General features: G+C 39.2%; 22 protein-coding genes. 9 read left to right on the top strand and 13 right to left on the bottom strand.

Going from position 1 to position 24,287, the window contains the following annotated elements:
• Nucleotides 1–44: 44 nt before the first annotated feature.
• A complete protein-coding gene (locus H5115_RS06255; protein ID WP_182754294.1) occupies nucleotides 45–500 on the bottom strand; it encodes a hypothetical protein in 456 nt (151 codons plus the stop codon).
• Nucleotides 501–512: 12 nt separating this feature from the next.
• On the bottom strand, nucleotides 513–788 hold the full coding sequence (locus tag H5115_RS06250) for an EF-hand domain-containing protein (protein ID WP_182754291.1): 276 nt from the start codon (nucleotides 786–788) through the stop codon (nucleotides 513–515).
• A 301-nt stretch (nucleotides 789–1,089) separates the two neighbouring features.
• Here H5115_RS06250 and H5115_RS06245 point away from each other — a divergent pair, with 301 nt between their 5' ends.
• Nucleotides 1,090–1,947 (top strand): PA4780 family RIO1-like protein kinase, encoded by an 858-nt coding sequence (locus H5115_RS06245; protein ID WP_182754288.1) that lies wholly within the window; start codon nucleotides 1,090–1,092, stop codon nucleotides 1,945–1,947.
• A 24-nt stretch (nucleotides 1,948–1,971) separates the two neighbouring features.
• Here the strand turns inward: H5115_RS06245 and H5115_RS06240 are convergent, their stop codons facing one another.
• The 6 genes from H5115_RS06240 to fucP form a co-directional block, all read right to left on the bottom strand.
• Nucleotides 1,972–2,646: a response regulator gene (locus tag H5115_RS06240; RefSeq protein WP_182673740.1), complete on the bottom strand. Its 675-nt coding sequence runs from the start codon at nucleotides 2,644–2,646 to the stop codon at nucleotides 1,972–1,974.
• 39 nt (nucleotides 2,647–2,685) lie between these two features.
• Nucleotides 2,686–4,131, bottom strand: coding sequence for an ATP-binding protein (locus tag H5115_RS06235; protein WP_182754285.1), 1,446 nt, complete (start codon nucleotides 4,129–4,131; stop codon nucleotides 2,686–2,688).
• Nucleotides 4,131–4,661 (bottom strand): hypothetical protein, encoded by a 531-nt coding sequence (locus H5115_RS06230; protein ID WP_182673742.1) that lies wholly within the window; start codon nucleotides 4,659–4,661, stop codon nucleotides 4,131–4,133. Before H5115_RS06230 ends, H5115_RS06235 begins: the two co-directional genes overlap by 1 nt.
• Before the next feature lie 8 nt (nucleotides 4,662–4,669).
• Nucleotides 4,670–6,325: a YHYH protein gene (locus H5115_RS06225; protein WP_182754283.1), complete on the bottom strand. Its 1,656-nt coding sequence runs from the start codon at nucleotides 6,323–6,325 to the stop codon at nucleotides 4,670–4,672.
• Between the two features lie 33 nt (nucleotides 6,326–6,358).
• Nucleotides 6,359–6,967, bottom strand: coding sequence for a flavin reductase family protein (locus H5115_RS06220; RefSeq protein WP_182712565.1), 609 nt, complete (start codon nucleotides 6,965–6,967; stop codon nucleotides 6,359–6,361).
• Between the two features lie 119 nt (nucleotides 6,968–7,086).
• On the bottom strand, nucleotides 7,087–8,394 hold the full coding sequence (fucP, locus tag H5115_RS06215) for an L-fucose:H+ symporter permease (RefSeq protein ID WP_029753314.1): 1,308 nt from the start codon (nucleotides 8,392–8,394) through the stop codon (nucleotides 7,087–7,089).
• 226 nt (nucleotides 8,395–8,620) lie between these two features.
• Between fucP and H5115_RS06210 the strand changes: the two genes are divergently transcribed.
• The 6 genes from H5115_RS06210 (at nucleotide 8,621) to H5115_RS06185 (ending at nucleotide 16,397) form a co-directional block, all read left to right on the top strand.
• Nucleotides 8,621–9,838, top strand: coding sequence for an ROK family transcriptional regulator (locus H5115_RS06210; protein WP_100218334.1), 1,218 nt, complete (start codon nucleotides 8,621–8,623; stop codon nucleotides 9,836–9,838).
• A gap of 234 nt (nucleotides 9,839–10,072) precedes the next feature.
• Nucleotides 10,073–12,661 carry a TonB-dependent receptor gene (locus H5115_RS06205; RefSeq protein ID WP_182754280.1) on the top strand — a complete coding sequence of 863 codons (2,589 nt, stop codon included), beginning with the start codon at nucleotides 10,073–10,075 and terminating at the stop codon, nucleotides 12,659–12,661.
• Nucleotides 12,662–12,724: 63 nt separating this feature from the next.
• Nucleotides 12,725–13,717: a carbohydrate kinase gene (locus H5115_RS06200; RefSeq protein ID WP_182754277.1), complete on the top strand. Its 993-nt coding sequence runs from the start codon at nucleotides 12,725–12,727 to the stop codon at nucleotides 13,715–13,717.
• Nucleotides 13,718–14,162: 445 nt separating this feature from the next.
• On the top strand, nucleotides 14,163–15,692 hold the full coding sequence (locus tag H5115_RS06195; RefSeq protein WP_182754274.1) for a cryptochrome/deoxyribodipyrimidine photo-lyase family protein: 1,530 nt from the start codon (nucleotides 14,163–14,165) through the stop codon (nucleotides 15,690–15,692).
• A 2-nt stretch (nucleotides 15,693–15,694) separates the two neighbouring features.
• Nucleotides 15,695–15,835, top strand: a complete 141-nt coding sequence (locus tag H5115_RS06190) for a DUF2256 domain-containing protein (RefSeq protein WP_007376862.1) — start codon at nucleotides 15,695–15,697, stop codon at nucleotides 15,833–15,835.
• 124 nt (nucleotides 15,836–15,959) lie between these two features.
• Entirely contained in the window at nucleotides 15,960–16,397 is a 438-nt protein-coding gene (locus H5115_RS06185) for an OsmC family protein (RefSeq protein WP_024593544.1), read from the top strand.
• A gap of 76 nt (nucleotides 16,398–16,473) precedes the next feature.
• Here H5115_RS06185 and H5115_RS06180 read toward each other — a convergent pair whose 3' ends face one another.
• Nucleotides 16,474–16,656, bottom strand: a complete 183-nt coding sequence (locus H5115_RS06180) for a 2TM domain-containing protein (RefSeq protein ID WP_182754271.1) — start codon at nucleotides 16,654–16,656, stop codon at nucleotides 16,474–16,476.
• Nucleotides 16,657–16,872: 216 nt separating this feature from the next.
• Between H5115_RS06180 and H5115_RS06175 the strand changes: the two genes are divergently transcribed.
• Nucleotides 16,873–17,649 carry an EAL domain-containing protein gene (locus tag H5115_RS06175; RefSeq protein WP_182754268.1) on the top strand — a complete coding sequence of 259 codons (777 nt, stop codon included), beginning with the start codon at nucleotides 16,873–16,875 and terminating at the stop codon, nucleotides 17,647–17,649.
• A gap of 47 nt (nucleotides 17,650–17,696) precedes the next feature.
• Here H5115_RS06175 and H5115_RS06170 read toward each other — a convergent pair whose 3' ends face one another.
• Nucleotides 17,697–19,184, bottom strand: a complete 1,488-nt coding sequence (locus H5115_RS06170) for a dipeptidase (protein WP_182754265.1) — start codon at nucleotides 19,182–19,184, stop codon at nucleotides 17,697–17,699.
• Nucleotides 19,185–19,321: 137 nt separating this feature from the next.
• On the opposite strand from H5115_RS06170, the gene H5115_RS06165 reads away from it, so the two are divergent.
• Nucleotides 19,322–19,513, top strand: a complete 192-nt coding sequence (locus H5115_RS06165; RefSeq protein WP_182754262.1) for a DUF2986 domain-containing protein — start codon at nucleotides 19,322–19,324, stop codon at nucleotides 19,511–19,513.
• A gap of 2 nt (nucleotides 19,514–19,515) precedes the next feature.
• On the opposite strand, the gene H5115_RS06160 is transcribed toward H5115_RS06165, so the two are convergent.
• The 3 genes from H5115_RS06160 to H5115_RS06150 all read right to left on the bottom strand — a co-directional run bounded on the left by H5115_RS06160 (nucleotide 19,516) and on the right by H5115_RS06150 (nucleotide 24,287).
• A complete protein-coding gene (locus tag H5115_RS06160; protein ID WP_259396335.1) occupies nucleotides 19,516–20,433 on the bottom strand; it encodes a TDT family transporter in 918 nt (305 codons plus the stop codon).
• Between the two features lie 256 nt (nucleotides 20,434–20,689).
• On the bottom strand, nucleotides 20,690–22,855 hold the full coding sequence (locus H5115_RS06155; protein ID WP_182754256.1) for a TonB-dependent receptor: 2,166 nt from the start codon (nucleotides 22,853–22,855) through the stop codon (nucleotides 20,690–20,692).
• A gap of 133 nt (nucleotides 22,856–22,988) precedes the next feature.
• On the bottom strand, nucleotides 22,989–24,287 hold the full coding sequence (locus tag H5115_RS06150) for a PAS domain-containing methyl-accepting chemotaxis protein (RefSeq protein WP_182670848.1): 1,299 nt from the start codon (nucleotides 24,285–24,287) through the stop codon (nucleotides 22,989–22,991).

Here is a 24,287-nt window from a genome sequence, read left to right as displayed (position 1 = left end):
TAAGACTTTCGAGTAACAGTCAGCTTTACTCTAAGTAATAATACCTAAGCAGTTACATTTAGCAGTGAATCGCCTTCACTTAAGCCAAATTTCTCTTGCACTGATGCAAGGATTGATTCTTTATCTTCATCAGACAACTGGTTTGAATACTCAGTTAAGAGCTCATCTAAGTAGCTCACTACCTCGTCTGTATCGACTGATTCTAATGAGTTTTGTGACGGTGGCGGCGGTCTTTGACCCTCTGCTCTTCCTGCATCACCAATGCTTTTAGCATCAAACTCGAGTTCGCCCATTAAATCAGCAAGCTCTTTTGTTGGTTCAATACCTTGTTCTTTAAATGCCGCTTGAATACTTTGCGCATCGTCGCTAGTTAAGTTTTCTGCATCAAACTGTGCAAGCGTTTCTTTAACAAAATCGCTTTGCTCTGTTGTTAATTTTGCAGCTTGACTACTTTGTTGCGGCACAAAACTCGCAGAGCTGCTGCCAATATTATTAATCATTTTAGTATCCTTTCAACGTTCACGACGAGGTGGTTTATGATCGCTAAGCTCTTGTTCACTAATTTCGCCATTACCATCGGCATCTATAGAATCAAAAATTGTTTGTGCATCACCGTGCGGTGGTTTTTTAGCACTAAACTCTTCAAAGCTAATTACGCCATCACCATCAGTATCAATAGTTGAAAAGTCAGGTTTTTCAGGAGGATTGTCACCGCCTCGAGCAGCTACATTAGCTGAAAAAGCAATAGATAATATTGCCACAGTGGCAAGAGTTGAAAGATGCTTCATAGTAATAACCTCGTATTTAAGAATTAAACTAAGCTTACGCTTTAAAAACGCAAACAATGTGCAAATAATGAGGAAGTAATAAATTATTTTTAATAAAAACTGATGATTCAAAAAAGTTCTGGTTGATTGCTTTGCAATCAATATATAAGCTAATAAAATAATACGATTACTTACTCTCTGGCAGTAGTGTTACTGCCCTTAATTCTCAAAGCTGATATACTGCTTGAGCCAATTAAACAAACAAATACAGAGCACTTTCATAAATAATGATTAATAACCAACCCTACTTAGCAGGCAATCTGTGAAAATACCTAAACGCCTACAACCTCTTGTTGATGATGGCCTTATTGACGAAGTAATAAGCCGACTAATGAGCGGTAAAGAAGCCGATGTATTTATTGTGCGTTGTGGTGAACATATTCGCTGTGCGAAAGTGTATAAAGATGCGGTTAAACGTAGTTTTAAAAAAGCGGCACAATATCAAGAAGGCCGAAAAGTACGTGGTGGACGCCAAGCGCGTGCAATGGGTAAACGCTCTAGCTATGGCCGCCAATTAGAAGAAGAAATTTGGCAAAATGCCGAAGTTGATGCGTTATCTCGTTTAGCTGGCGTGGGTGTACGTGTTCCTGATACTTACTTTTGTATTGATGGCGTGCTGCTTATGGAGCTCGTCTCTGATGAAGATGGTAACGTAGCCCCTCAACTAGGACATGTCGTTTTTAGTGAAGAGCAAGCGATTGAGCAGTATAAACTCATGATACATTACATTAAGCTTATGCTTTGCGCTGGTATAATACACGGTGATTTATCTGAGTTTAATGTACTTGTAGATAATAACGGCCCTGTAATTATAGATTTACCGCAAGCCGTTAACGCTTCAGCAAATAACAGTGCACGAGCTATGTTTGCACGCGATGTAAATAACATACGCCGCTACTATGGTGAATTTGCGCCAAGCATACTAAAAACTCAATACGCTAAAGAAATGTGGGCACTATTTGAAGAGGCCAATTTAACGCCTAATTCAACGCTTACAGGTGAATTTGAAGACAGCGACGAACTTGCTGATGTAGATTCTATTCTTGATGAAATTCAAGCTGCCGAATACGAAGAGTTTGACCGTTTAGAGCGAATTAAAAATGCTGACGATGATGAATAACTCATCGTCATAGCTCATTCCACCTTACTGTGGATGCACAAATCGGTAACCAACCCCATAAACAGACTGGATAACACTTTCAGTTTGTGTCACTTCATCTAGTTTTTTACGCAACTTTTTAATATGGCTATCAATAGTGCGGTGGCTCACAATACGCTGATCGGCGTACATAGTGTCCATTAAGCTATCGCGCGAATAAATACGATTTGGGTTGTTAAACAAAGGTTTAAATAGCTGAAATTCAAAGTTCGTTAATTCTATACTGTTTGATTTATATTTTACGCTGTAGCTGCTCTCATCAAGCTTCATTGTTGACTCTGTAACATCACTTGCGTTATTTAATCGCCTTAAAATAGCTTTTACGCGTGCCACCAGCTCGGCATAACTAAACGGCTTACAAATATAATCATCTGCACCTAATTCAAGCCCAAGCAGCCTATCTATTTCTTCTACTTTTGCCGATACCATAATAATAGGCACGTTTGAAAAGCGCCTAATTGCTTTACACAGTTCAATACCACTTTGGCCTGGTAACATTATGTCTAGCAAAATCACACTCGGCCTGTTAATTTCAAGCCAAGGTAATACTTCATCCCCGTGATGTATTTGATGAGTAATAAAGTGATGGCTGCTTAAAAAGTCACTCATTAAGTTAGCTAGCTTTACTTCATCTTCCACAATCAGTATTTGTTCACTCATAGGCATCTCTGTAGGTAACCTCAACTTTATTTTTATAAACTAAATAGTTGGCAATCTAATAATAATAGCAAGGCCGCCTAAGCTGGCTTTTTCTGCAGCTATTTCACCTTTATGACCTTTAACTATATGCTGGCAAATAGATAAACCTAAGCCCGAACCGCCCTCTTGGCGATTACGCGAACTATCTACTCGATATAAATACTCAAACAAATGCGATAAATGCGACTGCTCTACACCTACACCATTATCTTCAATTATAAGCTCTAAATAAGTTTGCCCTTTAATACTTATATTTTTAGCTGTTAATGAAATAGTTGTACATTGTGCATAGTGTACGGCGTTCATTAAAATATTATCGAGTAGCTGCAAAAGGCGTGTTTTATCTGCTTGTACAGTTATGTATTTAGCGCTATTTAGCAGGTATATTTTTATATTATGTTGTTCAAGCAAAACCTGATATTTTTGCTCAATAGTATTTAATAATAACGCCATATCAGTAGGTTGCATTGTGTAGTGCATACCTCCTAACTCTGCGCTATTGAGCATATGCAAGTCGTCTATTAAGCGTTTTAAATGCAGGGCTTCATCGTTAGCCGAGCTTATATTTTTTGCGTTCGGTTCTCGTATACCAAGTAGCATAGCTTCAAGTTCACCGAGTAAAATGCTCATTGGCGTCCTAAGCTCATGAGAAATATTAGCAAGCCAACGCTTACGTACTTGCTCATCTTTAGCGAGTGTAAATGCAAGCGTATTAAAATCTTCGCTTAATTGGCCCAACTCATCTTTTCGTTCAAGCGTAAGTTTGGTCTCGTAATTACCTTGCGTTAAGCGATGCATACCGTTAGCAATTTGCTTTACTGGGCTTACTAAGTGGCGAGACAATAAAAAGGTAACTAGCAATGTTAGCAATACCGCAGCTAAAGCAATAAACCATAAGTAGTTAGTTTGCTGCTGTAAAAAATCAAGCTCATAGCCATCAACCAAGCTATCTCTTTTAGAAACTGCTAAGTAACCCACTACTTTATCGCTAACAATAATTGGGGTTGTTATATATTTTAAATCGCTAAGGTATTTACCCACTACTCGCTGTTTATTTTCGTCAAGCAAAGCGTAGTGAGCAATATTTTCAGGTGGTAGGCGGCGCTCTCCCCCTAAACGAATATGATCTGGCGGCGGCCGTCGCATCATTCGCCCACGCGGACCTGGGCCTTCTTGTGGCCTAGGTAAAAACTGGCTATTTTCTAGCTGCGATTCAATAAGTTTTCTAAAATTTTCGCCATTGCCGACAACACGTTCCCATGAGGGGTTTTGTTCGTATTGCTTTGCAAGTTGCACAACAAGTGGTTCAAGCGCTTTTACTTCTTTTGCATTAACAAAATCAATTACGCCTTGCCCTATACTCCATTGTATAAGTACTACTAGCCCTGCAATAACACTAAAGGTAAAACTAAATAGTATTAAAAAAAGTTTATTATGAATTTTCATTAATTCGTGTTTTCAACCTTGCTAGGAAAGCTTTCAAATCGGTATGTTATAAACTCTTTGGTTTGATCGTTAACATACAGCGTAGCAACTATTTTTTTGCCCTGAGCGGTCCAATACATATGACCATGATTATTTAAAGTAACCGATACGGTATTTATACCAGTTTTAAATAAGTTAGCAGGTAAATGCAACGCTTGTCCGTAAATTCGCTGTATTTTAACCCCATTAATGTATAAATGAGCATGACCTTGTAAAAAACCGGTGTCTTGGTTTGTTGTCACGCCCATCATTTGTTGCATGTTCATCGTGCCCTCTGGCGGCACAGACAAATCATAACGCTGTGTATCTAAAATTAAGTTATAACCCGACATACTATCTTTTAATAACTTAAGGCTTAATGCCGGGACTGGCATATCATTTGGCACTGCTATGGGCATATGGCTATGATCCATCATTTCCTGCTGCGCAAAGAGCTTAAAGCTCAATAGCGCAGCAGTAGTTAGGATCAATGCGTATTTAAAATAACGCATAGTTACTCCTACATTCCCGGTGGTGGAGCCATTGTTTCGCCCGTATCACAGCGACCAATTGAATTATCGGCTAATTGACCTTTAAAACGAGGCCCTATTTGATAAGGAAAAGAAGGCTGTAATTTACCATCGCTGTCTAACGTTAGTGTTATATGGTAGTGATAACCCTTGCCATCGTTAGTATCGTGGCCGTTATGCTCATCTAATTGAGCACCGGTTACTGTTTTTTGTGCGTAGTAATAATCTTCAAAGTAATACCCATCGTCGGCATTTAATGTATTACCAGAGAGCGTCGTTACTTGTGCACCGATAGCAGGACCTGCATCACTTGTTTGTGTGCCTTGGCTAACATCGTATTGATCAACTAAGGTACAGCTTCGTTCGCCCTCAGTACCACAACCACCTTCACTTTCTGATGCGCCATAATCACGCATTTCCCAGCCACTTAATGCTAGTTGTCCGTTACTTTCATAAGGACCATAAAGCGGATAGCCATCAGCTGCAAACCCATAAATAGGTGAATGCGCATCGCCATCATCTTCAAGTAAATCAGCTAAGCAACTAGTATAAAAATGGTGATGATATTCACCGTTAGCAGCATGTCCGCCGCACACATCAACATCGTATTGCTCAGCAATGGGCGCTAATGTATACCAAATATTATTACCGTAGCTCATACCATCGCCCCAGTTAAATATACTGGTGCCATTAACCATTAAGCCAACTGTACCTAAACCTGTTTCGCAAGTTTCAGTGTCAGATAAATCGGTAGGTGTTAGCGGAAAATACGCTTCAACCGCTTGTTCTGTTGGACAACCCGGTCCTGGAGGCCAATAACCTGCACCGCCTGTGTCATCGCAGTTTTCAGTGCTGCTGTTATAGCCAATATCTTCACCAAAAGAAATGGTTTGCCCTACTGCTGCAGAAGTTACACCGTTATAAAAATCGGTAGCTGCACGCGGGCGGTTATTTAACGCGTCTACTTGGTCTTGTGTAAGCGTTACATCATATTTAGGAATGTCAGTAGTTTGCACGTACATGTATTCAACGTCAGCATCTTCCTCAGTAACAGTAACAACCTCAACCGATTGAACATCTTCAACCACTGCACCATTATTTTGTATGTATGTAGAAGTTGTATCGTTGTTAATTAACCAGCTGGTAAGTTTTGCACTATTATCAACTGTATCTGAGTCTGATGAAGCAATCACATTAACTATAACTGTATCTACAACGACATCGTTTGTGCCATCATCTGCACTGATTTCAAATACAAGTGCTTCATCGGTTAATACCTCTGGAGCAACAAACTCTGTAGACGTTGCAGTACTTGAAGATAAACTAACGGTAGTGCCTGATGTTTGCGACCAACTAACCGATACTTCACCGTCATCTTCAACCGCTGAACTTAAATAAACGGTATCGCCCGCATTAACAGTTTGGTCAATACCAGCATCAACCGTTGGAGCACTATTACTGACTGTATCGCCGTCTGTTGCAGTACTTGTTGAATCGCTATTACATGCACTTAAAGCGATGCAAAGCGCGCTTAACGCAAATAACTTAGTGGCATTAACGGCTTTTGTTTTAAGAAGGGTTTTCAATGCTTGAACCTTTACTTTAACGTTTAATAAAACAAAGTTAACAAGTAAAAGTGCAAACAATGTGCACAAACAAAGGAAGAATCTATATTAAAATTACAACTGTGGCCTTTTAAGTAAAAACTTATCTTTGGTTGTACTAAAGTAATCGCCGCCCATTTTGCCCACTGCATTTAATAATTCTGGGTCAATATAGCCACCACTCATCACTTCATCGTCTATACAAATACCCACTACATCCAACAACATCATTTTTCCGCCGCCAGGCTCATTTGAAATACTAATAACTTCGCGTAATTTACATTCAAACCTTACTTTTGAATCGGCAACGCTTGGCGCGTTAACTAACTTACTTGGAGCTTGGGCAATGTTAGCTGCATCAAACTCGCTTATATCACTAGGATAATTTGCACAACTTTGGTTCATTTTTTCAACTAACTCTTGGCTGACAATATTAACCACACATTCTTTAGTTGCCATTAGATTACTGAGCGTATCTTTATTCGTTTTATCACTAGGGTTTACTTGCGTAACACTTAAAACAGCTGGCTTGCAACTAGCCACAGTAAAAAATGAATAAGGCGCAATATTTGCAATACCTTCGCTATTTAATGTACTTATCCATGCGATAGGCCTTGGGCTGATACCGCCTACTAAGTAAGAGTAAACATTTTGGTTGGTATTTTCGGTGAGATCTAAAAACATATTTTTCAACTAAATAAGAATATCAACATGCCTAATATCTTAATTGGGGTTAAAGAAGATTTACAAATGAGAAAAGTTAAAAAGTAAAACCGAGCCTTCAGGCTCGGTTTTCAATCCATTTAGCAAGGCGCTACATTATTGAATACTCTGACTTTTGTTTTTAAATCAAATGCAGCATAAGCTGCAACAATAATAAAACACCCCGCAGGCACAACATAAGAAAACGCGACACTGTATGTATCAATAAACACAGCTTGGAATACAGGAACTATCGCTCCACCTAAAATAGCCATTACTAAACCAGCAGCACCTAGTTTTGCATCATCGCCTAACCCATGTAGTGAAATCGCGTAAATAGTTGGAAACATTAATGATAAGCAAGCCGATATACTTACCAGCGCCCATACGCCACTTATATTTGGCATTTTCACCATATAAAAACACAGCAGCATTGCAATAATAGAGGTTGCCATTAACAGTTTGGCAGGACGAATAAATCCCATAAGCCAGGTCATTACAAATCGAGAAACTAAAAAGGTGATCATACTGTATTGTAAAATACTTCCCCCGGTAACTTCATTTGTATCGAGTGCCTCCATTACGTACTGGATGGTAAATGTCCATACACAAGTTTGCGCCGCAACATTAAAAAACTGGGCGATAACACCAAAGCGGTAATGGGTATTTTTAAACAAGCGCTTAAACGTTGCACTAAATTCTACATGCTTAGAGACTTTTTTTTGCTTACAAAAATTAGGTGTTTTAGTAAACGCAATTGCCAACCAAATAAAAACCAACACACAAGCCATACCAACATAAGGCACCATAACTGCATCAAGTTCTGCGCTTATAATGCTAGTTAATTGCTCACTATTCATATTTGTGCGCTCACCAGAGGTTGCAGTATTGAGCTTTGGTAAAATAAGGGTAGCGGCTAAAAAAACACCAATGTTAGTACCGACAGGGTTAAATGATTGCGCCAAATTCAACCTGCGAGTTGCACCTTGTTGGGTGCCCATTCCCATTACATAAGGGTTTGCTGATGTCTCTAAAATAGATAAGCCTCCAGCTAACACAAACAAAGCCACTAAAAAAAAACCATAAGTCATTGCTTGGCTGGCGGGATAAAACAAAAATGCTCCGATTGCAGCCATCCCTAAACCGGTTAACACACCTGTTTTATACGAAAAGCGTTTATTGATATATGCCGCCGGAATAGCTAAGCAAAAGTAAGCTCCATAGTAGCTAAATTGTACCAATGCAGACTGCACTGACGACATAGTAAAAATTTTACTAAACACTTTTACTAGCGGATCAGTCATGTTTGCCGCAGCTCCCCATGCAGCAAAGCACAGAACAAGTAAAATAAAGGGAACCACCATCTCCTTGGAGACAAGAGGTGTTTGTGTGTGTGTGTGTGTGGTCATTGCCGTGTCTCAGTTGTTAATGTTAAGTAAAGCATTTAACCAGTTAAATATCATTCCGTCAATAAATCAACTATAGTTATTTATTGACCTCCTGTGACTTATTTATACTCTGTCGTAAATTTAATAATAAGAAATGAACCCGGCAATAAAGCTAATATAGTCGCCAATTACACACACTCGGTGTACAATTAATCAGGTTATTCAAGATAATAACAACTAGGTAGGAATAATTATCAAATCTAAAAACCCTCGACTCTCTTTACAAGAAGGCCGAAGCCAATCTGGCCTGCGTGCTCATAATGAACGCCGAATTATGTCATTAATTCGCCAACACGGTAGTGCTCCAAAAGCTGAAATAGCACAAAAAACAGGGCTTTCAGCACAGGCCGTCACAGTAATTATCAATAGTTTAGAAGCCGAATCGTTATTAATACGGAAAGACCCTCAGCGTGGTAAGGTTGGCCAACCAACCATCCCATTTGCGTTAAATCCAGATGGTGCATTTGGAATTGGCTTAAAAGTAGGTCGTCGCAGTTTTGATTTAACCTTGATTGACTTAGTAGGAAATATACGCGCAACTTTGCACGAAAACTGCGCTTACCCCACAGTACAGAGCTTGCTAACCTTTTTAGAGAAAGGGATCAGCGTACTTAAAATGAGCTTAAGTGACGAATTAGCCAAGCGTATCTTAGGTGTGGGTGTTGCAACCCCTTACGAAATTTGGAACTGGACAGAAGAAGCCGGCGCTCCAAAAACAGTATTGAATGAATGGAAGTCTTTTGATTTTAAAGAAAAAATAAATCAAATTGTACACCTTCCCGTGTATGTATGTAATGATGATACCGCGGCTTGTTCAGCTGAATTAAGCTTTGGTAATCCTGCTCGTTTTAGCGATTTTTTATATATTTTTATTGGTACTTTTATTGGTGGTGGAGTTGTTATAAACGAAACCTTATTTACCGGTAAAAAAGGTAATGCCGGCGCTATAGGCTCATTACCTAGGCCTATGCTTAATAGTGAAGGTCAACTAACCTCCCAACAACTTATTATGCAATCATCACTGTATATTCTCGAAAAAATGCTCAAAGGTGATGGCTACAATACTGACATACTGTGGAGTTCAAAAGAGTATTGGGGAGACTTAGGCCCCGTACTCGATAAGTGGATAGACCAAGTTGCAGATGGTCTCGCCTACGCGGCATTGTGTTCTTTAGCTATTTTTGATTTTGAGGCGATTGTCATTGATGGCGCCATTCCTATCAATGTCAGAGAAAAAATAGTTTTGGCAACAAAGTTAAAATTGAGCCAGGCTGATCATCGCGGTATTAATCGCTGTGAAGTACAAAGTGGCTCTATTGGCGCCAAGGCTCAATCAGTAGGCTGCGCTAACCTTCCGTTACTTATCAACTTTTCTCAAGATCACGCAAGCCTTTCACACCACTAATATACTTTAAAGTTAAAAAGCAGCCATCGGTAACGTTGGCTGCTTATTTATTTTTTATCAGAGGAAAAAAATTCACTTAAACAATCAAAAAGCTGTACAAAAAATAATAAGTAATAATAGTTGATTTATTATTTTAAGTTCTCTACATTCTATTTACAAATTTGATAACACTGACATGTTTGATTAATAAAACCGCAAATTTGTATACACACACAACAAAGAGGGAACAGAAAAATGAAAGTATCAGCAAAAATGACTCTAATTGCAGTCGCTGTAGGTCTATCCATATCCCCTAGCGTCTTGTCACAAGAGCAACAAGAAGCAAAAAGTGATTTAGGGTTTGAGCGCATCATTGTAACGGGAACATCTCGGCCAAAAGAGAAAATCGAATCAACTAATGCAATAACTACCTTTAACGAAGCAAAGTTAGAGCAATTGGCTCCGCACAGTGTTGCTGAATTAGTGCGAAGTATTCCTGGTTTTCATGCCGAAGACACCGGTGGAGAAACCGGTAACAACGTAGCCCCACGAGGCTTTCCGTTATCAACGCAAACAGAGTTTACAGCACTACTTCGTGATGGTATGACCGTGTTTTATAATCAAGATATTTTATTTACTCAAAATGATCGCTTTACCCGTTTGTCTAATTTTGTTGGCAGCGTTGAAGCTATTCGTGGTGGTGCCTCGTCAATTTTTGTTGGTAGCGCGCCAGCTGGGTTTATTAATTTTATTTCTCGTGAAGGCTCCGATGATACCCAAGGTGATGTGTTTTTTGAGACCAACAGCAACAACCGCCTAGGTGGACAAGGTTGGGTTAGCGGATCAATAGACGATCAGACAACCTATGCTGTTGGCGCTTGGTATCGCAAGGATGACTCCGCACGCGATCCGGGGTATACAGCTAACCAAGGTGGTGAGCTTAATGGCAATATTAAGCACTTTTTTAAAGATGGCAGCGGCTTTACCCGCTTTGAGTTTAATAAACAAAACGATAGATCATTCTTTTTTATTCCTCAGCCATTAATAGGCTCAACCACCAATGCTAAAACAATCCCAGGCGGGATGGATATCAGAGATGGCACCACCGGTAACTCAGCAGGTGCGCGTTTATTAACTCTTAATAACACCCCAAGCGGCGACATTGATTTGGATATTGCAGATGGTAACTACGCTAATGTGACCTACTTTGGCAATACAACCGAAATTGAAATCAACGAAAACTTAGTCTTTTCAAATCAAATGCGTTATACCGATATGCTAACAACCTTTACCGGCATCATTAACGTAGGTAACGCCGAACCGTTAGCTAGTAAAGCACAAGCTATATATGCTGCAAATACTGATGTTCTTGCAGGTGCCATGGTTGATGGTAACCTAAGTTACGATATACGCGATGCAGGAAACGGCTTTGTATTGGCTGATTCAAGCACCGTAAATACCTACAACACCAATGGATACGGAATAAACGCAGGCTTTTGGCATAGACGTTTTGAAGGCGACAACTTTCAAAACGAAACCAGATTCAACTACACCTTTGATGATGTAGGCGAAGGGACTCTTTATGCTAATTTTGGCTTATTCTTCTCTAATATTAATGGCCATGTTACCGACTATCGAATTAATACACTGCAATCAGTAGAGCCCCTGCCGCAGCGCTTAGATGTTGTATTTACAGATGCACAAGGTGTTGACATTGCCAGCGGTACTTACAAAGGTATTCAGTCTGGATCACATGGTTTTGCCGATATTGTTTATAGTGAAAATACCCTTGCGCCCTTTGCTGACTTTGAATACGAGCTTGAAGATGTGTCGTTTAATCTGGGCCTAAGGTACGAAACCCTCAAAGCAGATGGGGAAGCGCAAAACCAAGCTAATTACACAATTGACAGTTTTGCCAGCGATACTGATACCGTCAATGGGAATATTACCCTGCCCTTTGGTGATGGGACTTACCGAAATTTTGATGTTGAATACAACGAAATGGCATGGACAGTTGCAGCTAACTACAAATTTAACGACGACTTAGCGGTATTCACTCGATATGCAGATGGTTTTCGTATGCCTGATGTAGATAAATACATGGCGATTACCAACCTAACTAGTCAAGAGGAAATTAATCAATTTAATAACTCTGAGAGACGTGAAACACAACCAGCTTCAACGGTAATGGCCGAAGTGGGCATTAAATATAACGAAGGTGATGTCGCAGCATTTGTAACCGGTTACTTCGCCGGTGCGGATGATTTATTCTTTAATGTACCTACTGTTGAAAATGGTCAAGTAGTGCAACGTCAAGCCTTTAGAAACACAGAAACCTTAGGTGTAGAAGCCGAATTTAACCTGCAAATCACCCAAGACTGGCGCATTGGTGTATCTGCAACGTACCAATCACCCGAATTTGTAAACACACCAGCGGCGCAATACTTGGATGCTAATGGAAGCTCTGCCTCTATTGATATAAACGGCAACTTACCTGTACGTGTGCCTAAGCACTTTGGCCAATTAACTAGTAGCTATCAGTTTGAAGATTTTTCGTGGGGTATGGCAGCTATTCATGGTAGCTACTCTTGGAGCGGTAAACGTTATGCCGACGACGCCAACGCAGCAGAACTGCCTATGTATGGCATGTTAAACCTTGGTTTATCCCTTGAAAACGAAGACGGTTATTACCTTCGTGCCGATGTTAAAAACCTAAATAACTCAGAAGGCTTATCAGAGGGAGATCCTCGCGCAGGTGAAACGGTAGCAGGTCAAGCAACTACATTTAATGCGCGCGTTGTCTTACCTCGTACCTTTACCCTTACTATTGGTAAGCGTTTTTAATTTTACTCTAATCTAGGGTATCGTCATGCAAAGCGATACCCTCGCAATTTTTAGGAAAATATAATGGAAGTAGTTGCAATTGGTGAAGCTTTAATAGATATACTCTCACATGACTGCATGCACAATAAGGCATCAAATAGCGAACTAGACTTCACACAGTTTGCCGGAGGCGCACCCGCTAATGTTGCTGTAGCCGTAGCAAAGCTTGGTGGTTCAAGTTATTTGCTTGGTAAAGTAGGCAATGATAAATTTGGTCGCTTTTTAATAAATGCACTCAAAATGTATAATGTAAACACATCTTATGTTGGCTTTTCAAAAAAAGGGAAGACGGCACTCGCGTTCGTATCGTTGGATGAAAACGGTGAACGTACATTTGAATTTTACGATAAAGATGCTGCACATTACGATTTACAAATAACCGATTTAGAGCCCTCTTTATTTTCAACACCTAAAATTGTGAGTTTTTGTTCAGGCTCTTTTGCAAAACCTTTAGTATTAAATACAACCTTACATGCGCTAAAACACTTTAAAGAATCAGGCTCGGTTACATGCTTTGACATTAACTTTCGTTCAGCCTTCTGGGATGAACCACTCACAGCTAAATCTGTTATTGAGGATGTTGCTAAAACAGTTGATGTTATTAAAGCGAGTAAAGATGAGCTGATCTCGCTTTATGGAATAGAGCATATTGATACCACTATTAGAAGTTGGGTAGATAGTGGCGTAGCTTTAGTTTTAATGACCGATGGTGGCGAGCCTATTACTTTTTCATCTAGCTCATTTAGTGGTACTTATCCTTGCCCTCAGGCATATGTTGTGGATACCACAGCTGCAGGCGATGCGTTTGTAGGTGGTTTTTTATATCAAATATCTTCGCTAGTGAGTAATAAAACAGAATTTACTGACTGGGCAAATAACTTTACTAACGTTTCAAAGGCTATCGACTTTGCTACTAAATGCGGAGCCAAAACAGTAGCAACGTTTGGAGCCTTTGATGCCCTACCTACATTCCATGATATCTCGGCGAGTACCCTTAAATCTTCGTGTCGATATTAAAAACCTAAATAACTCAGGAAACTTATCAGAGGGAAGTTTCACTCAGGTGAAACGGTAGCAGATCAATCAACTATATTTAATGCGCGCGTTGTCTTATCTCGTGTCTTTAGCTTTACTATTGGTAAGCGTTTTTAATTTTACCCTAACTGAGGGTATCGTCATACAAAGCGATACCCCCGCAAGTTTTAGGAAAAGACAATGGAAGTAGTTGCAATTGGTGAAGCTTTAATAGGTGTACTCTCACATGACTGTAAGTGCCAAAATTGCTTAAGTATCACGGTAATTCTCCCTATTTATAATACTTCTTTTATTGGCGACTCATTTTAGTATCACCTTAACATGAGTTGCCTATATCAAAATCGTTTTTACACTAGTCTTCTTTTACATTTAATACGTATTGGTTTTGTCTTATTATTTATAATGCCACGGTTTTAATATTGCCAGTATGAAAGAAAAAATAAACATCGTGTGGTTTAAACGTGATTTACGTCTTAGCGATCATCAACCATTAAAAAATGCATTTAGTAATGGCTTACCGACCCTGTTACTTTATAACTTTGAGCCATTACTGCTCGAAGATGCACACTACAATGAGCGGCACTGGCGCTTTGTGTATCAATCAATAGTTGAGTTAAATAATCAGCTAGCGCGTTTTAACGCCTGTGTTTATATATTTAATTTAAATATGAACGATTTACTTGAATCGTTAAAGATGCAGTTTGAAATAGTTAATATTTTTAGCCATCAAGAAATAGGCTTAAACAACACCTTTGAGCGCGATAAGGCAATAAAAGCATGGTGCCAGCATAACCACATTAATTGGCAAGAGTCGCAAACAGGCGCGGTAATTCGCGGCAAAAAAAATCGTAATAATTGGAACGAACGCTGGCAGCAAACAATGCAAGCACCTATTGCTGTTCCTAATTGGAAGAGTATAAAAACAATTACCTTTAATAACTATCAAGCGCCTGAGCTGCCTAGCGCTTACACTCAAGATCATGACAGCTTTCAACAAGGTGGCCCACTGCATGCGCGCACTGTAATGCAGAGCTTTTTTGCCGAGCGCGGTAAAGGTTATCAAAGGGGAATATCGAGCCCAAGTTTAAGCCAAACACATTGCTCTCGACTTTCGCCGTATTTAGCGTGGGGGAATATTAGCCTTAGGCAAGTGTATCAAATGGCCATTGATGAATATCATTCAAAACACCCTGACAAAAGAGGCTGGAAGCGACCGCTTGCTGCGTTTGTATCGCGCTTGCATTGGCACTGCCACTTTATGCAAAAGTTTGAAAGCGAGTGCTCTATGGAGTTTTTAGCTCTTAATCCGGGTTATCACGTATTTCCGTATCGTGATGATGAACGTGTGAAAAACGATATTGAATGCTGGGCGCAAGGTCAAACTGGTATTCCAATTATTGACGCTTGCATGCGCTGCTTAAAAGCCACCGGTTATATAAACTTTAGAATGCGCGCCATGCTTGTAAGCTTTGTAACGCATCATTTAAATATAAGCTGGCAGCAAGCAAGCTTTCCTCTCGCTAATTACTTTTTAGATTTTGAGCCCGGAATTCACTACCCGCAAATTCAAATGCAAGCCTCGGTCACAGGCATTAACACCATTAGGCACTACAACCCAATTAAACAATCAGAAGATCAAGACCCAACAGGTTCGTTTATTAAAAAGTGGTGCCCCGAGCTTGAAAAACTCCCTATTGAATATTTACATCAGCCTTGGGAGCAAACTCCAATGGAAGCACTCTTTAACGACTTTAAGTTAGGGGAGGATTACCCTGAACCCATGCTTGATTTAACAGCCGCCTCAAAAGAAGCACGCGAGCGCTTATGGCAATACCGTGAGCGAGCCGATGTTAAACGCGCCATAGGGAGGATTCTTAAAAAACACGTTGGGGGTACTCAAAAAGTTACTCGAACAAAAAGTAAAACGGATACTAAAAATAACAGTAAGGCTAAGTAAGCATGGCGCACAAAAAACTAAACTTACCTCAAAAAATGTGTCCTATTTGTAATAAACCTTTTACGTGGCGTAAAAAATGGCAGCGCGACTGGGATAACGTTATTTACTGCTCAGAGCGCTGTAAGCGAAATAAACAGGGATAACAATTAACTGGCGCCTATTTTGCAGCATCATCTGTAATTAGTGCTTTAAAGGCTTTATATAAGTTTATTTTGTAAATAACGCTTAGCTAGCCTGAAAAGCTTACACTCTAGCAAGGAGAAGATGATGACGATTAAAAAAACGGCAAGTTCAACATGGTCTGGCGACATTAAAACAGGCAAAGGTAGCATATCAACTCAAAGTGGCGCGCTTAATAAACAACCTTATGGTTTTAATACCCGCTTTGAGGATGAGGCAGGCTCAAACCCTGAAGAATTAGTAGGTGCAGCGCATAGTGCATGTTTTAGTATGGCGCTTTCACTTGCATTAGGTGATGCAGGCTTTACCGCAGATAAAATTGATACTAAAGCCACTGTAAGCCTTGATGAAGTAGATGACGGTTTTTCAGTAACGCATATTGCCCTTGAGGTAAAAGCGCGTATTGATGATATTCAAAACGAGCAGTTTCAAGCCTTATGTGAGCAAACCAAAAAGAGCTGCCCTATTTCAAAACTCTTAAATACCGAAATATCACTAGATGCGACACTTCAATCAGCATTTTAAATATTTAGGTTTAGATTACTGTAAATAAAGCACATTAAATTAAAGCCAAGTAAATTATTACTTGGCTTACTAATCATCAAGATACCTTTTTAGAGCTGCTTATACCTAAGACTTCAGATAATAAAGCGATCCCCATGCCAAGCGCGGGCCAAATCACCCATAAGGTGTTTGGTGATGTAATTAAATTAATTAATCCTAAAAACATTAAAGCAACTGCATACTGTTTAAAACTTTGAAATATTGTTGTTGATGTATTCATGGTTATCCTCCTGTTAATGTATAAATCTATTTTTATATAAAAACGAAATGCAAACCCCTGCCAAATATCATTAAAGAGCATGACATTAGTCATAATATTACTCACATATAAATAATTACTTATTACGTTAAAAAAATACAAACTAATACTTTAATCTGTTTGTGTTAGGATCTACCCTCAACTAACTTTAAAAATAAACATCAGAGGATGAACTAAGTGATCGAAAAATCAAAAGATTGTGAAAAAGTGACATGTAGTAATTGTGCTGACGCCAACGATCTTGAATTTGATTTTTCTATGGCTTTTCAACCGATTATAAACTGTAAAACTCGCCTAATTTATGGCTATGAAGCATTGGTTAGGGGTTTAAATGGCGAGTCTGCTTATTCAATTATTTCAAAAGTGAATGAAGACAACCGCTATGCATTTGATCAGTTTTGTCGTATTAAAGCCATTCAACTAGCCGCAAAGCTGGGCATAACATCAATGCTAAGCATTAACTTTTTACCTAATGCTATTTATAAACCAGAGCGATGTATACGCACCACATTAGAAGCTGCAAAAAAGTATAACTTTCCAATTCAAAATATTATGTTTGAATTTACTGAAGTTGAAAAAATTGAAGACACCGCACACATTAAACGCGTTGTTGATTACTATCAGTCTCTCGGATTTAAAACCGCCACTGATGACTTTGGTGCAGGTTATTCTGGTTTAAATCTGCTGGCTGACTTTCAAACAGATATTATCAAGCTGGATATGGCGCTCATACGCGATATTAACAACGACAAAAAACGCCAACTAATAGTAACTCATTGCTTAAATATGTTTCGCGATTTAAACATAACCGCACTAGCTGAAGGCATTGAAACAGTAGAAGAATATAAGTGGCTTAAAAACGCAGGTGTTGAACTTATGCAAGGGTATTTATTTGCCAAACCAAGCTTTGAAAACTTGCCTGAGGTAAATTTTAAGGACATAGGTGCTGATTAGTACTCAACACCTATTATTAAACCTTATTGAGTCTAAGTACGTTTAAACTACATATTACCAAGCTCTATCATCATTGCTGTGTACATACGTAAATTCAGTTCAAGTTGCTCAAGTGTCATAAATTCATGCTCTGAATGACCTGTGTAGCGCTTACCTGGCATTGAAGGGCCAAACGATACCGCATTATCAAACAGCTTTGCGTTAGTGCCACCACCTATTGATACAAAGTCAGCTTTTTCGTCGCCCGTAAAATGCTTGAAAATATCAAGCAGCTTTTGCGCATGCGGCGCGCCATCAAGTAGCATCGGTGTGCCAATAATTGTTTCTATGTTAGCAAGTGTTACATTGTTAGTAGCTTGCCAATTAGCGAGTGCATCATCAATTTGCTTTTGTAATACAGCTTCATCTTTACCCATTGGGCGACGTGCATTTACAGCGAGTGTTAGCGCATTACCATCACGCTCAATAACTGTTGGTGCCACTGTCATTGGGCCCATAAAGTCGTGCTTGTAAGCTATTTCGCCAAATTGTTTACCGTGAATGTCTAAACCAATTAACTGATTCACAAAGTCGATTAGCTCGCCGTCACTGTTATTTTCAAGCTCCACACCTTTAAATAACTCAGCTAAATAAGCAATGGCATTTATACCCGACTCCGGCTCAGATGAATGCGCCGACATACCTTTAACGCTTATTGCTAAGCCATTACTTTTTTCACTAAAGTTAAATTCAACTTTATTTAATGTTTTAGCTTTTGCTTTTAATGTATTAATAAGTGCCGCGTCTGCATTGTGCAAAACTAAGCTTGCATCTTCTGGAATTTGACTTCTAAACGCACCACCAGTTACATCCTTTACATATAAACCCGTCTGTGGTGATGTTGCATTAAAAGTAGGTGCAATTAAGCTCCAGCCTTTCTCGGCAACCACTACAGGGTATGATGCATCAATCGTTACGGCATATTTTGGTTGTTCATACGTTTTCATAAATTGAGTAAGCGGACCCCAATCAGACTCCTCAGCAAGGTAAATCATAAGCTCAATACGGTTATTAAGGGTTATGCCTTTATCTTTAATTGCTTTCATGGCGTAAAGCGCTGTTGCTATTGCACCTTTGTCGTCCTCAGTACCACGACCAACTAATTTACCCGGTTCAGATGTATCAATAATAAAAGGGCTTTGTTTCCATTTGCTTGCATTAGCAGGTTGCACGTCGCCGTGGGTTACTACCGTTACTTTTTCGCTTTGCTCGCCCATACCAATTAATACGGTGTAGCCTAAATCTTGGTAGTCAAAACCAAGCTCTGCGGCTTTCATTTTTAAAAGTGCTTTAAAGCCAATAAAATCGGGATTTTGAGGAGCGCTAATGTCGCTTTTATTAACCGTCGGAAAAGCCACTAAGTTAGTTAGTGTGTGTATTTGAGCATTTTGGTAGGTATTTACTGCGTAATCGGCAACGCTATCAATATTTTTATTTAACTGCGCATGAGCGCTAAATGCAAATAAAGCAATACTGGCTAAAGCTAACTTTTTCAAAACAATTCCCATTTAATTAATAACTAAGAGCGGTAATTATAACGCTATGAAGCGCTTACTTATAGCTCTTTACGCTAAACACACAGGTAACTTAAGCTGAATATTTATATAGCAGCTTTTATGAGGATGACTGTATAATGCGCGACTTAAAATTAAGAGAGTATTTAATTGTGAACCGTCGTAAAAAAATCGTCACTAAATTTCAAAAGAAAGATAAACGCACTAACGCTAAATTGCATAAAAGCAACAAACCCTCTTATGTATCAAAAGCTGAGCGCGAAAAACAAGCTGAACAAGAAAGTAATGAGCCACAGGTAATCCAAGAGTAGCTTTACGTTACCTGTTGCTTTGATAATTTAAAGTGGCAAAAGTACCGACCACTTACATAACATACCACTGCCGTGGCAACTATAAGTTCAAACGTAGCTAAGTAATTAACTGTATCTACATATGGCATTGCGAGGTTTATACTTTGCATCCAATCAGCCATTTTAAATAATGCAGTTGCCCCAATAACCATTGGAAATGTAAAAGCACCGTAGCTCGGCGAAAAAGGTCTGCGTAATAACTTTATAAATAACACATAAACAATCAGTGTTTTTATTATCGCTAATATAAATAATGCCGCCACTATAACAAGTGATGGATTAGCTACAATATGAAAGTATCCCGCTAATGTTAAGCTAGCAGGCGCTGCTAAAATGGCGAGTGTTGGCTGTATTTCGTAGTCACTTTTTAATGCTAATATAAAACGATAAAACATAATTGGCAGCATTATCGCGTACGTTGATATACCAATAACCAGCGCACTATAAGCTAACCACGCTAATGTCGGATTTCCCGAAAAAGTAACATCTGCAATAATTATCCCTACTGGTGGCACAAACCAGCTGGGCGCCATATCCTCAAAGTTAAACTTTTTTACTCGCTGGTATAAAAAGCTCACCAAAAATGTGAGATGCAACACAAAAGCTAAAACCCACATAATGTCGCCAGCTAATGAGTGAAATTGCCCAACTGAGTTTGAAATAACAAGATTAGCCATTGCAAATGTAGGGATCACACTTCCTGCAACTGGGTGTGCTAAATCAGCTTTTAATAAATGAGGGTGTAGTAAAAACTTAGCAGCCAAAAGTAAAACTAATACGCCAGCTAATACCGCTCCCAAAAATTGCCCTTGGGAGTTTAAGTTAAAAACGTTTTCCCATGTCCATCCCATACTGGCAATACCCAAAGCTAAACCGGCCATAGCTGTTGGCGCACCCATCACTTTATTTTTAAATTGCTCAAAAACTGTACTTCCTAATCATTGGGTGATGAACAAGCTACTGCTTTTTACTGCATTGCCTTAAAATAACGCTGTAAAATTAGTACAAGCGTGCTTAATAGAACGCTTTTTGCGTACAAATATTTCATAAAAATAAGTTTACGGCTTACATATTAAAGCGTATGAAAAAAGCCATAACACAGTTATGGCTTTTACTTTATTTTAAAATTTAATTTAGTTAAAACGCGTAACTAATGCTTACATTAAATGAACGACCCTGCCCAGCAAGTTGTTCAAACCCGTTGCTGCTATCTTGTTTAAGTGCTGCAATACTTACGCCGCCTAGTGGGAGTTGGTAGTACTCATCAAACACGTTACTCACTTCTGCGCTTAGCGTTAATGAATCCCATGTGGCTTTAGAGCTTAAATTAACCAAGTTGTAGCTGTCTGTTTGGTTTTCAAAACGATTATTATCTACACGGGTTTTAGTATCTACCCACTGCCAAGTTAATGCGTTTTCAAATCGATTAATTTGCTGGCTAATACCTAGCTGGGTTTGCATTGGTTTAATTTGATAAAGCGGCTGGTTAGTATCGTCGCGCTTGCCTCTGGTATTGGTAACATTAGCGTGTAACTGCCAGTTACCTAATTGCTTAGATTCATAAATGTTGGCTGTTAAATCTATTTTTGCACCATATAAAATGGCATCTACATTAGTAAACTGCAAAATGTTACGCGCTGTGTTGTCCAAGTCATAACTATTGAAGCTTCTTACAATATCAGCATCAATATAATCATTCACATCTGTATACCAAACATTGGTGCTTAATCGCCAACCATCATCTTTAGCCTGCTTAATATAAGTAGCACTTAAAGTATGCGCTGTTTCAACGTCTAAATCAGGGTTACCAATATAGCCATTACCATCGCCATACCAACCAATCATGGTGGTTGCCATATTACTTACGCCCCAGCTGTATCGCTCGTATAAATTAGGCGCGCGGTTTTTACGGGCAAGACCAAATTGTAGCTCATCATAATTTGTTATTTGGTAGTTAATTAAAAAGTTAGCATCAACTATAGTGTCGGTTTTATCTCTGTCGCCAGCATTAAAGTTCTGTGCAGCAATAGTGTTATCTGTAGACATATCGCTCATGGTCATAGTTTCCATACTATCCATGTCGCTCATATCGTCCATATCCATCATGCTCATACCATCGTTGTAAGGCTGAACCTCACCTACTTGGGTATTAACACTTTCAATACGTACACCTGCGTTTAGCCACAGTTTTGTATTTATTTGGCTCTCATATTCAGCAAATGCTGCTATGCGCTCTCGTTTGCCATTATTTATATTTACGTAATCGTTTGGTCCCATCATGGTTGAGCCTTCAATACCTGGCCACCAATCATCAATGCTGTAATTGTAATATTCTTGGCCGAGTAAAATACTGCTGTTTTTATCAAGCGCGATACGCCATTTAAGCTGCGTACTTATATCTTGTGCATCGGTTTTCATTCGCATCATGCCTGTTTTTTCTTCACCGAAAAAACCCATTTCGTGCTTTACGCTATGCCAGTTAACTTGCCCTTCAAGCTCGCTGCTTTCAAAGGAGCGCTTGTATTGAGCTATTGCACCGTAACTGGTGTTATCGGTCATATCCATATACTGATTTGCAAATCCCTGATACGGGATTTTTTGATGCGTTAGCTTTATAACTAATTGCTGTTTATCATCGCGCATAGCGGCAGTTAAACTATGATTTTGTGCTCGGTACAATGTATCTAATACTACATCGCTGTTACCGTCTTCATAACTATCTGCGTCACTAAACGAACCCTGATAATTAAGGCTAAACGTGTCACTAGCTAAACGTGCACCTACGCCAAGTTTACGTCCGTTATCAACGCTACTGTACTTTGCTGACACATAACCTGAGTGCCAACCTAATTCACTGCTATCGCTATACTGTGATGAAATAGAATTAACGCTTATTACGCCAGCAATATTATCGCCGCCCGCACTCACTGGCGACACGCCTGCAGCCACATTATAAGACGTAATTTGATTAGCCGAGATATACGAAAGTGGCGGGTTCATGTGATTAGCGCATGCAGCGGTTACATCTGCGCCATCAATTAACACTTTAACTCTGTCGCCCATTAAACCATTTAAAATAGGGAGGTTAGATACGCCGCCTGCAGCTGAAAAGTCGACACCTAAATCACTTAATAACGATTCTGACGAACCAAGTGCTAAGTGCTTATTTTGAGCATGTCCGTGTACTTCAATTACTTCTAAAGACGTATCGTCGGCAAATGCAAAAGTAGATAGCACACAGCTAATAAAAAGTGCGACAGGGGAAAGTAAGTAAGTTTTTTGAGTTTTGCTTTTATAAACCATTGTTAATTTATGCCACTGTAATAATTGGCGTAATTATAGTGTGAACTGCAAAAGCAAAAGCGCGACATATTGTCGCACTTTATCAATTTTGAATGTTGTTAGGCGTGTTTAATCTAAAAGGTCATATAATAAATTAAGTATTTAACTCAGCGACTGTTTGAGAAACAATATCAGCCCCTCGCTCAATCTCTTTAATAACTTCAGATACATTCGCAATAAGCTCTCGGCCTTGCTCTGAAGAGTCTGAAACCGACGTAATTTGCCTTGATATATCATTAGTGAGCTCTTGGTTATTTTTAACAACGGTCGCTATTTCATTAGTTGAACTACTCGTACTGGCTGCAAGTTGCCTTACTTCGTCAGCTACTACAGCAAAACCTCGACCGTATTCACCAGCACGAGCAGCCTCTATGGCAGCATTAAGTGCCAATAAATTAGTTTGATCTGCAATGCTACTAATTGTAGAAACAATAGAGCCTATTACAGCGGATTGTTCATTAAGATTTTTAATTAAATCAACTGACTTAAGAACTTGGCTTACAATGGCATCTGAGTTTGCAACAGAACTTTGTAGTATCTCAGAACCTTTTTTAGCGGTTTGCGCTGTAGCTACCGCCGATTCATACGCGATTGCAGCGGCTTCAGTCACTGCATTATTATTGTGTATACGATCAGTAATATTTGATGCAAACTTAATTATTTTAATTACATTACCTTTGCTATCTAATATTGGGTTATAAGTAGCTTCTAGCCAAATTTCTGAACCGTCGGCGGCAATACGTTTAAATTTTCCTGACTTAAACTGCCCCTGCGCTAATTCATTCCAAAAGTGTGGGTTTTTCTCATAAAACACTTCAGTACAAAACATTTTATGATGTTTACCTACAATATCTTTTAAGCTGTAGCCTACTGTTGCTAAAAAGTTTTGATTTGCGCTTAAAATATTACCTTGTGGGGTAAACTCTATTGTAGCCAATGCTTTATCGAGTGCAGTAGCTATCGCTTCTTGTGCCTTTCGTTGTATATAACTAGTCGTAATATCAGAGGCTATTTTAATCACTTTAGTGACTACGCCATGCTCTTCTACAGGAAAGTAAGTTGCCTCAAGCCAAAGCTTATCGCCATTAGCTTTGTATCTTAAAAACGATCCTGATTTAGAATCTCCGGTTTTTAATGCTTGCCAAAATTGGCTATATTCGTCTGACTTTGCATATTCAGGTTCGCAAAACATGCGATGATGTTTGCCAATTATTTGCTCTTTGCTGTAGCCTACAGTAGCTAGAAATAACTGATTTGCGTCTAATATTATTCCTTCAGGTGTAAACTCTATATAAGCCACATGCTTGTTAATTGCCGACAAGATAGACTGTTTTTGAATTAATTGAAGCTCCATTTCTTCAATTTTTGCGTTTCTTTTAGAAATACCAAACAT

This window comes from Pseudoalteromonas sp. SR44-2 (assembly GCF_014163745.1).
GTDB lineage: Bacteria > Pseudomonadota > Gammaproteobacteria > Enterobacterales > Alteromonadaceae > Pseudoalteromonas > Pseudoalteromonas distincta.
Note: the sequence above shows the minus strand (reverse complement) of the source record. Positions and strands in the feature narration are given on the sequence as shown.

Excerpts from the sequence above, each read along its gene's own strand:
- H5115_RS06190 (WP_007376862.1), top strand. The coding sequence starts at position 15,695 with ATGGCGCACAAAAAACTAAACTTACCTCAAAAAATGTGTCCTATTTGT.
- fucP (WP_029753314.1), bottom strand. The coding sequence starts at position 8,394 with ATGACCACACACACACACACACAAACACCTCTTGTCTCCAAGGAGATG.
- H5115_RS06160 (WP_259396335.1), bottom strand. The coding sequence starts at position 20,433 with ATGGCCGGTTTAGCTTTGGGTATTGCCAGTATGGGATGGACATGGGAA.
- H5115_RS06185 (WP_024593544.1), top strand. The coding sequence starts at position 15,960 with ATGACGATTAAAAAAACGGCAAGTTCAACATGGTCTGGCGACATTAAA.
- H5115_RS06250 (WP_182754291.1), bottom strand. The coding sequence starts at position 788 with ATGAAGCATCTTTCAACTCTTGCCACTGTGGCAATATTATCTATTGCT.
- H5115_RS06235 (WP_182754285.1), bottom strand. The coding sequence starts at position 4,131 with ATGAAAATTCATAATAAACTTTTTTTAATACTATTTAGTTTTACCTTT.
- H5115_RS06220 (WP_182712565.1), bottom strand. The coding sequence starts at position 6,967 with ATGTTTTTAGATCTCACCGAAAATACCAACCAAAATGTTTACTCTTAC.
- H5115_RS06205 (WP_182754280.1), top strand. The coding sequence starts at position 10,073 with ATGAAAGTATCAGCAAAAATGACTCTAATTGCAGTCGCTGTAGGTCTA.
- H5115_RS06155 (WP_182754256.1), bottom strand. The coding sequence starts at position 22,855 with ATGGTTTATAAAAGCAAAACTCAAAAAACTTACTTACTTTCCCCTGTC.
- H5115_RS06150 (WP_182670848.1), bottom strand. The coding sequence starts at position 24,287 with ATGTTTGGTATTTCTAAAAGAAACGCAAAAATTGAAGAAATGGAGCTT.
- H5115_RS06180 (WP_182754271.1), bottom strand. The coding sequence starts at position 16,656 with ATGAATACATCAACAACAATATTTCAAAGTTTTAAACAGTATGCAGTT.
- H5115_RS06240 (WP_182673740.1), bottom strand. The coding sequence starts at position 2,646 with ATGAGTGAACAAATACTGATTGTGGAAGATGAAGTAAAGCTAGCTAAC.
- H5115_RS06200 (WP_182754277.1), top strand. The coding sequence starts at position 12,725 with ATGGAAGTAGTTGCAATTGGTGAAGCTTTAATAGATATACTCTCACAT.
- H5115_RS06195 (WP_182754274.1), top strand. The coding sequence starts at position 14,163 with ATGAAAGAAAAAATAAACATCGTGTGGTTTAAACGTGATTTACGTCTT.
- H5115_RS06255 (WP_182754294.1), bottom strand. The coding sequence starts at position 500 with ATGATTAATAATATTGGCAGCAGCTCTGCGAGTTTTGTGCCGCAACAA.
- H5115_RS06165 (WP_182754262.1), top strand. The coding sequence starts at position 19,322 with ATGCGCGACTTAAAATTAAGAGAGTATTTAATTGTGAACCGTCGTAAA.
- H5115_RS06230 (WP_182673742.1), bottom strand. The coding sequence starts at position 4,661 with ATGCGTTATTTTAAATACGCATTGATCCTAACTACTGCTGCGCTATTG.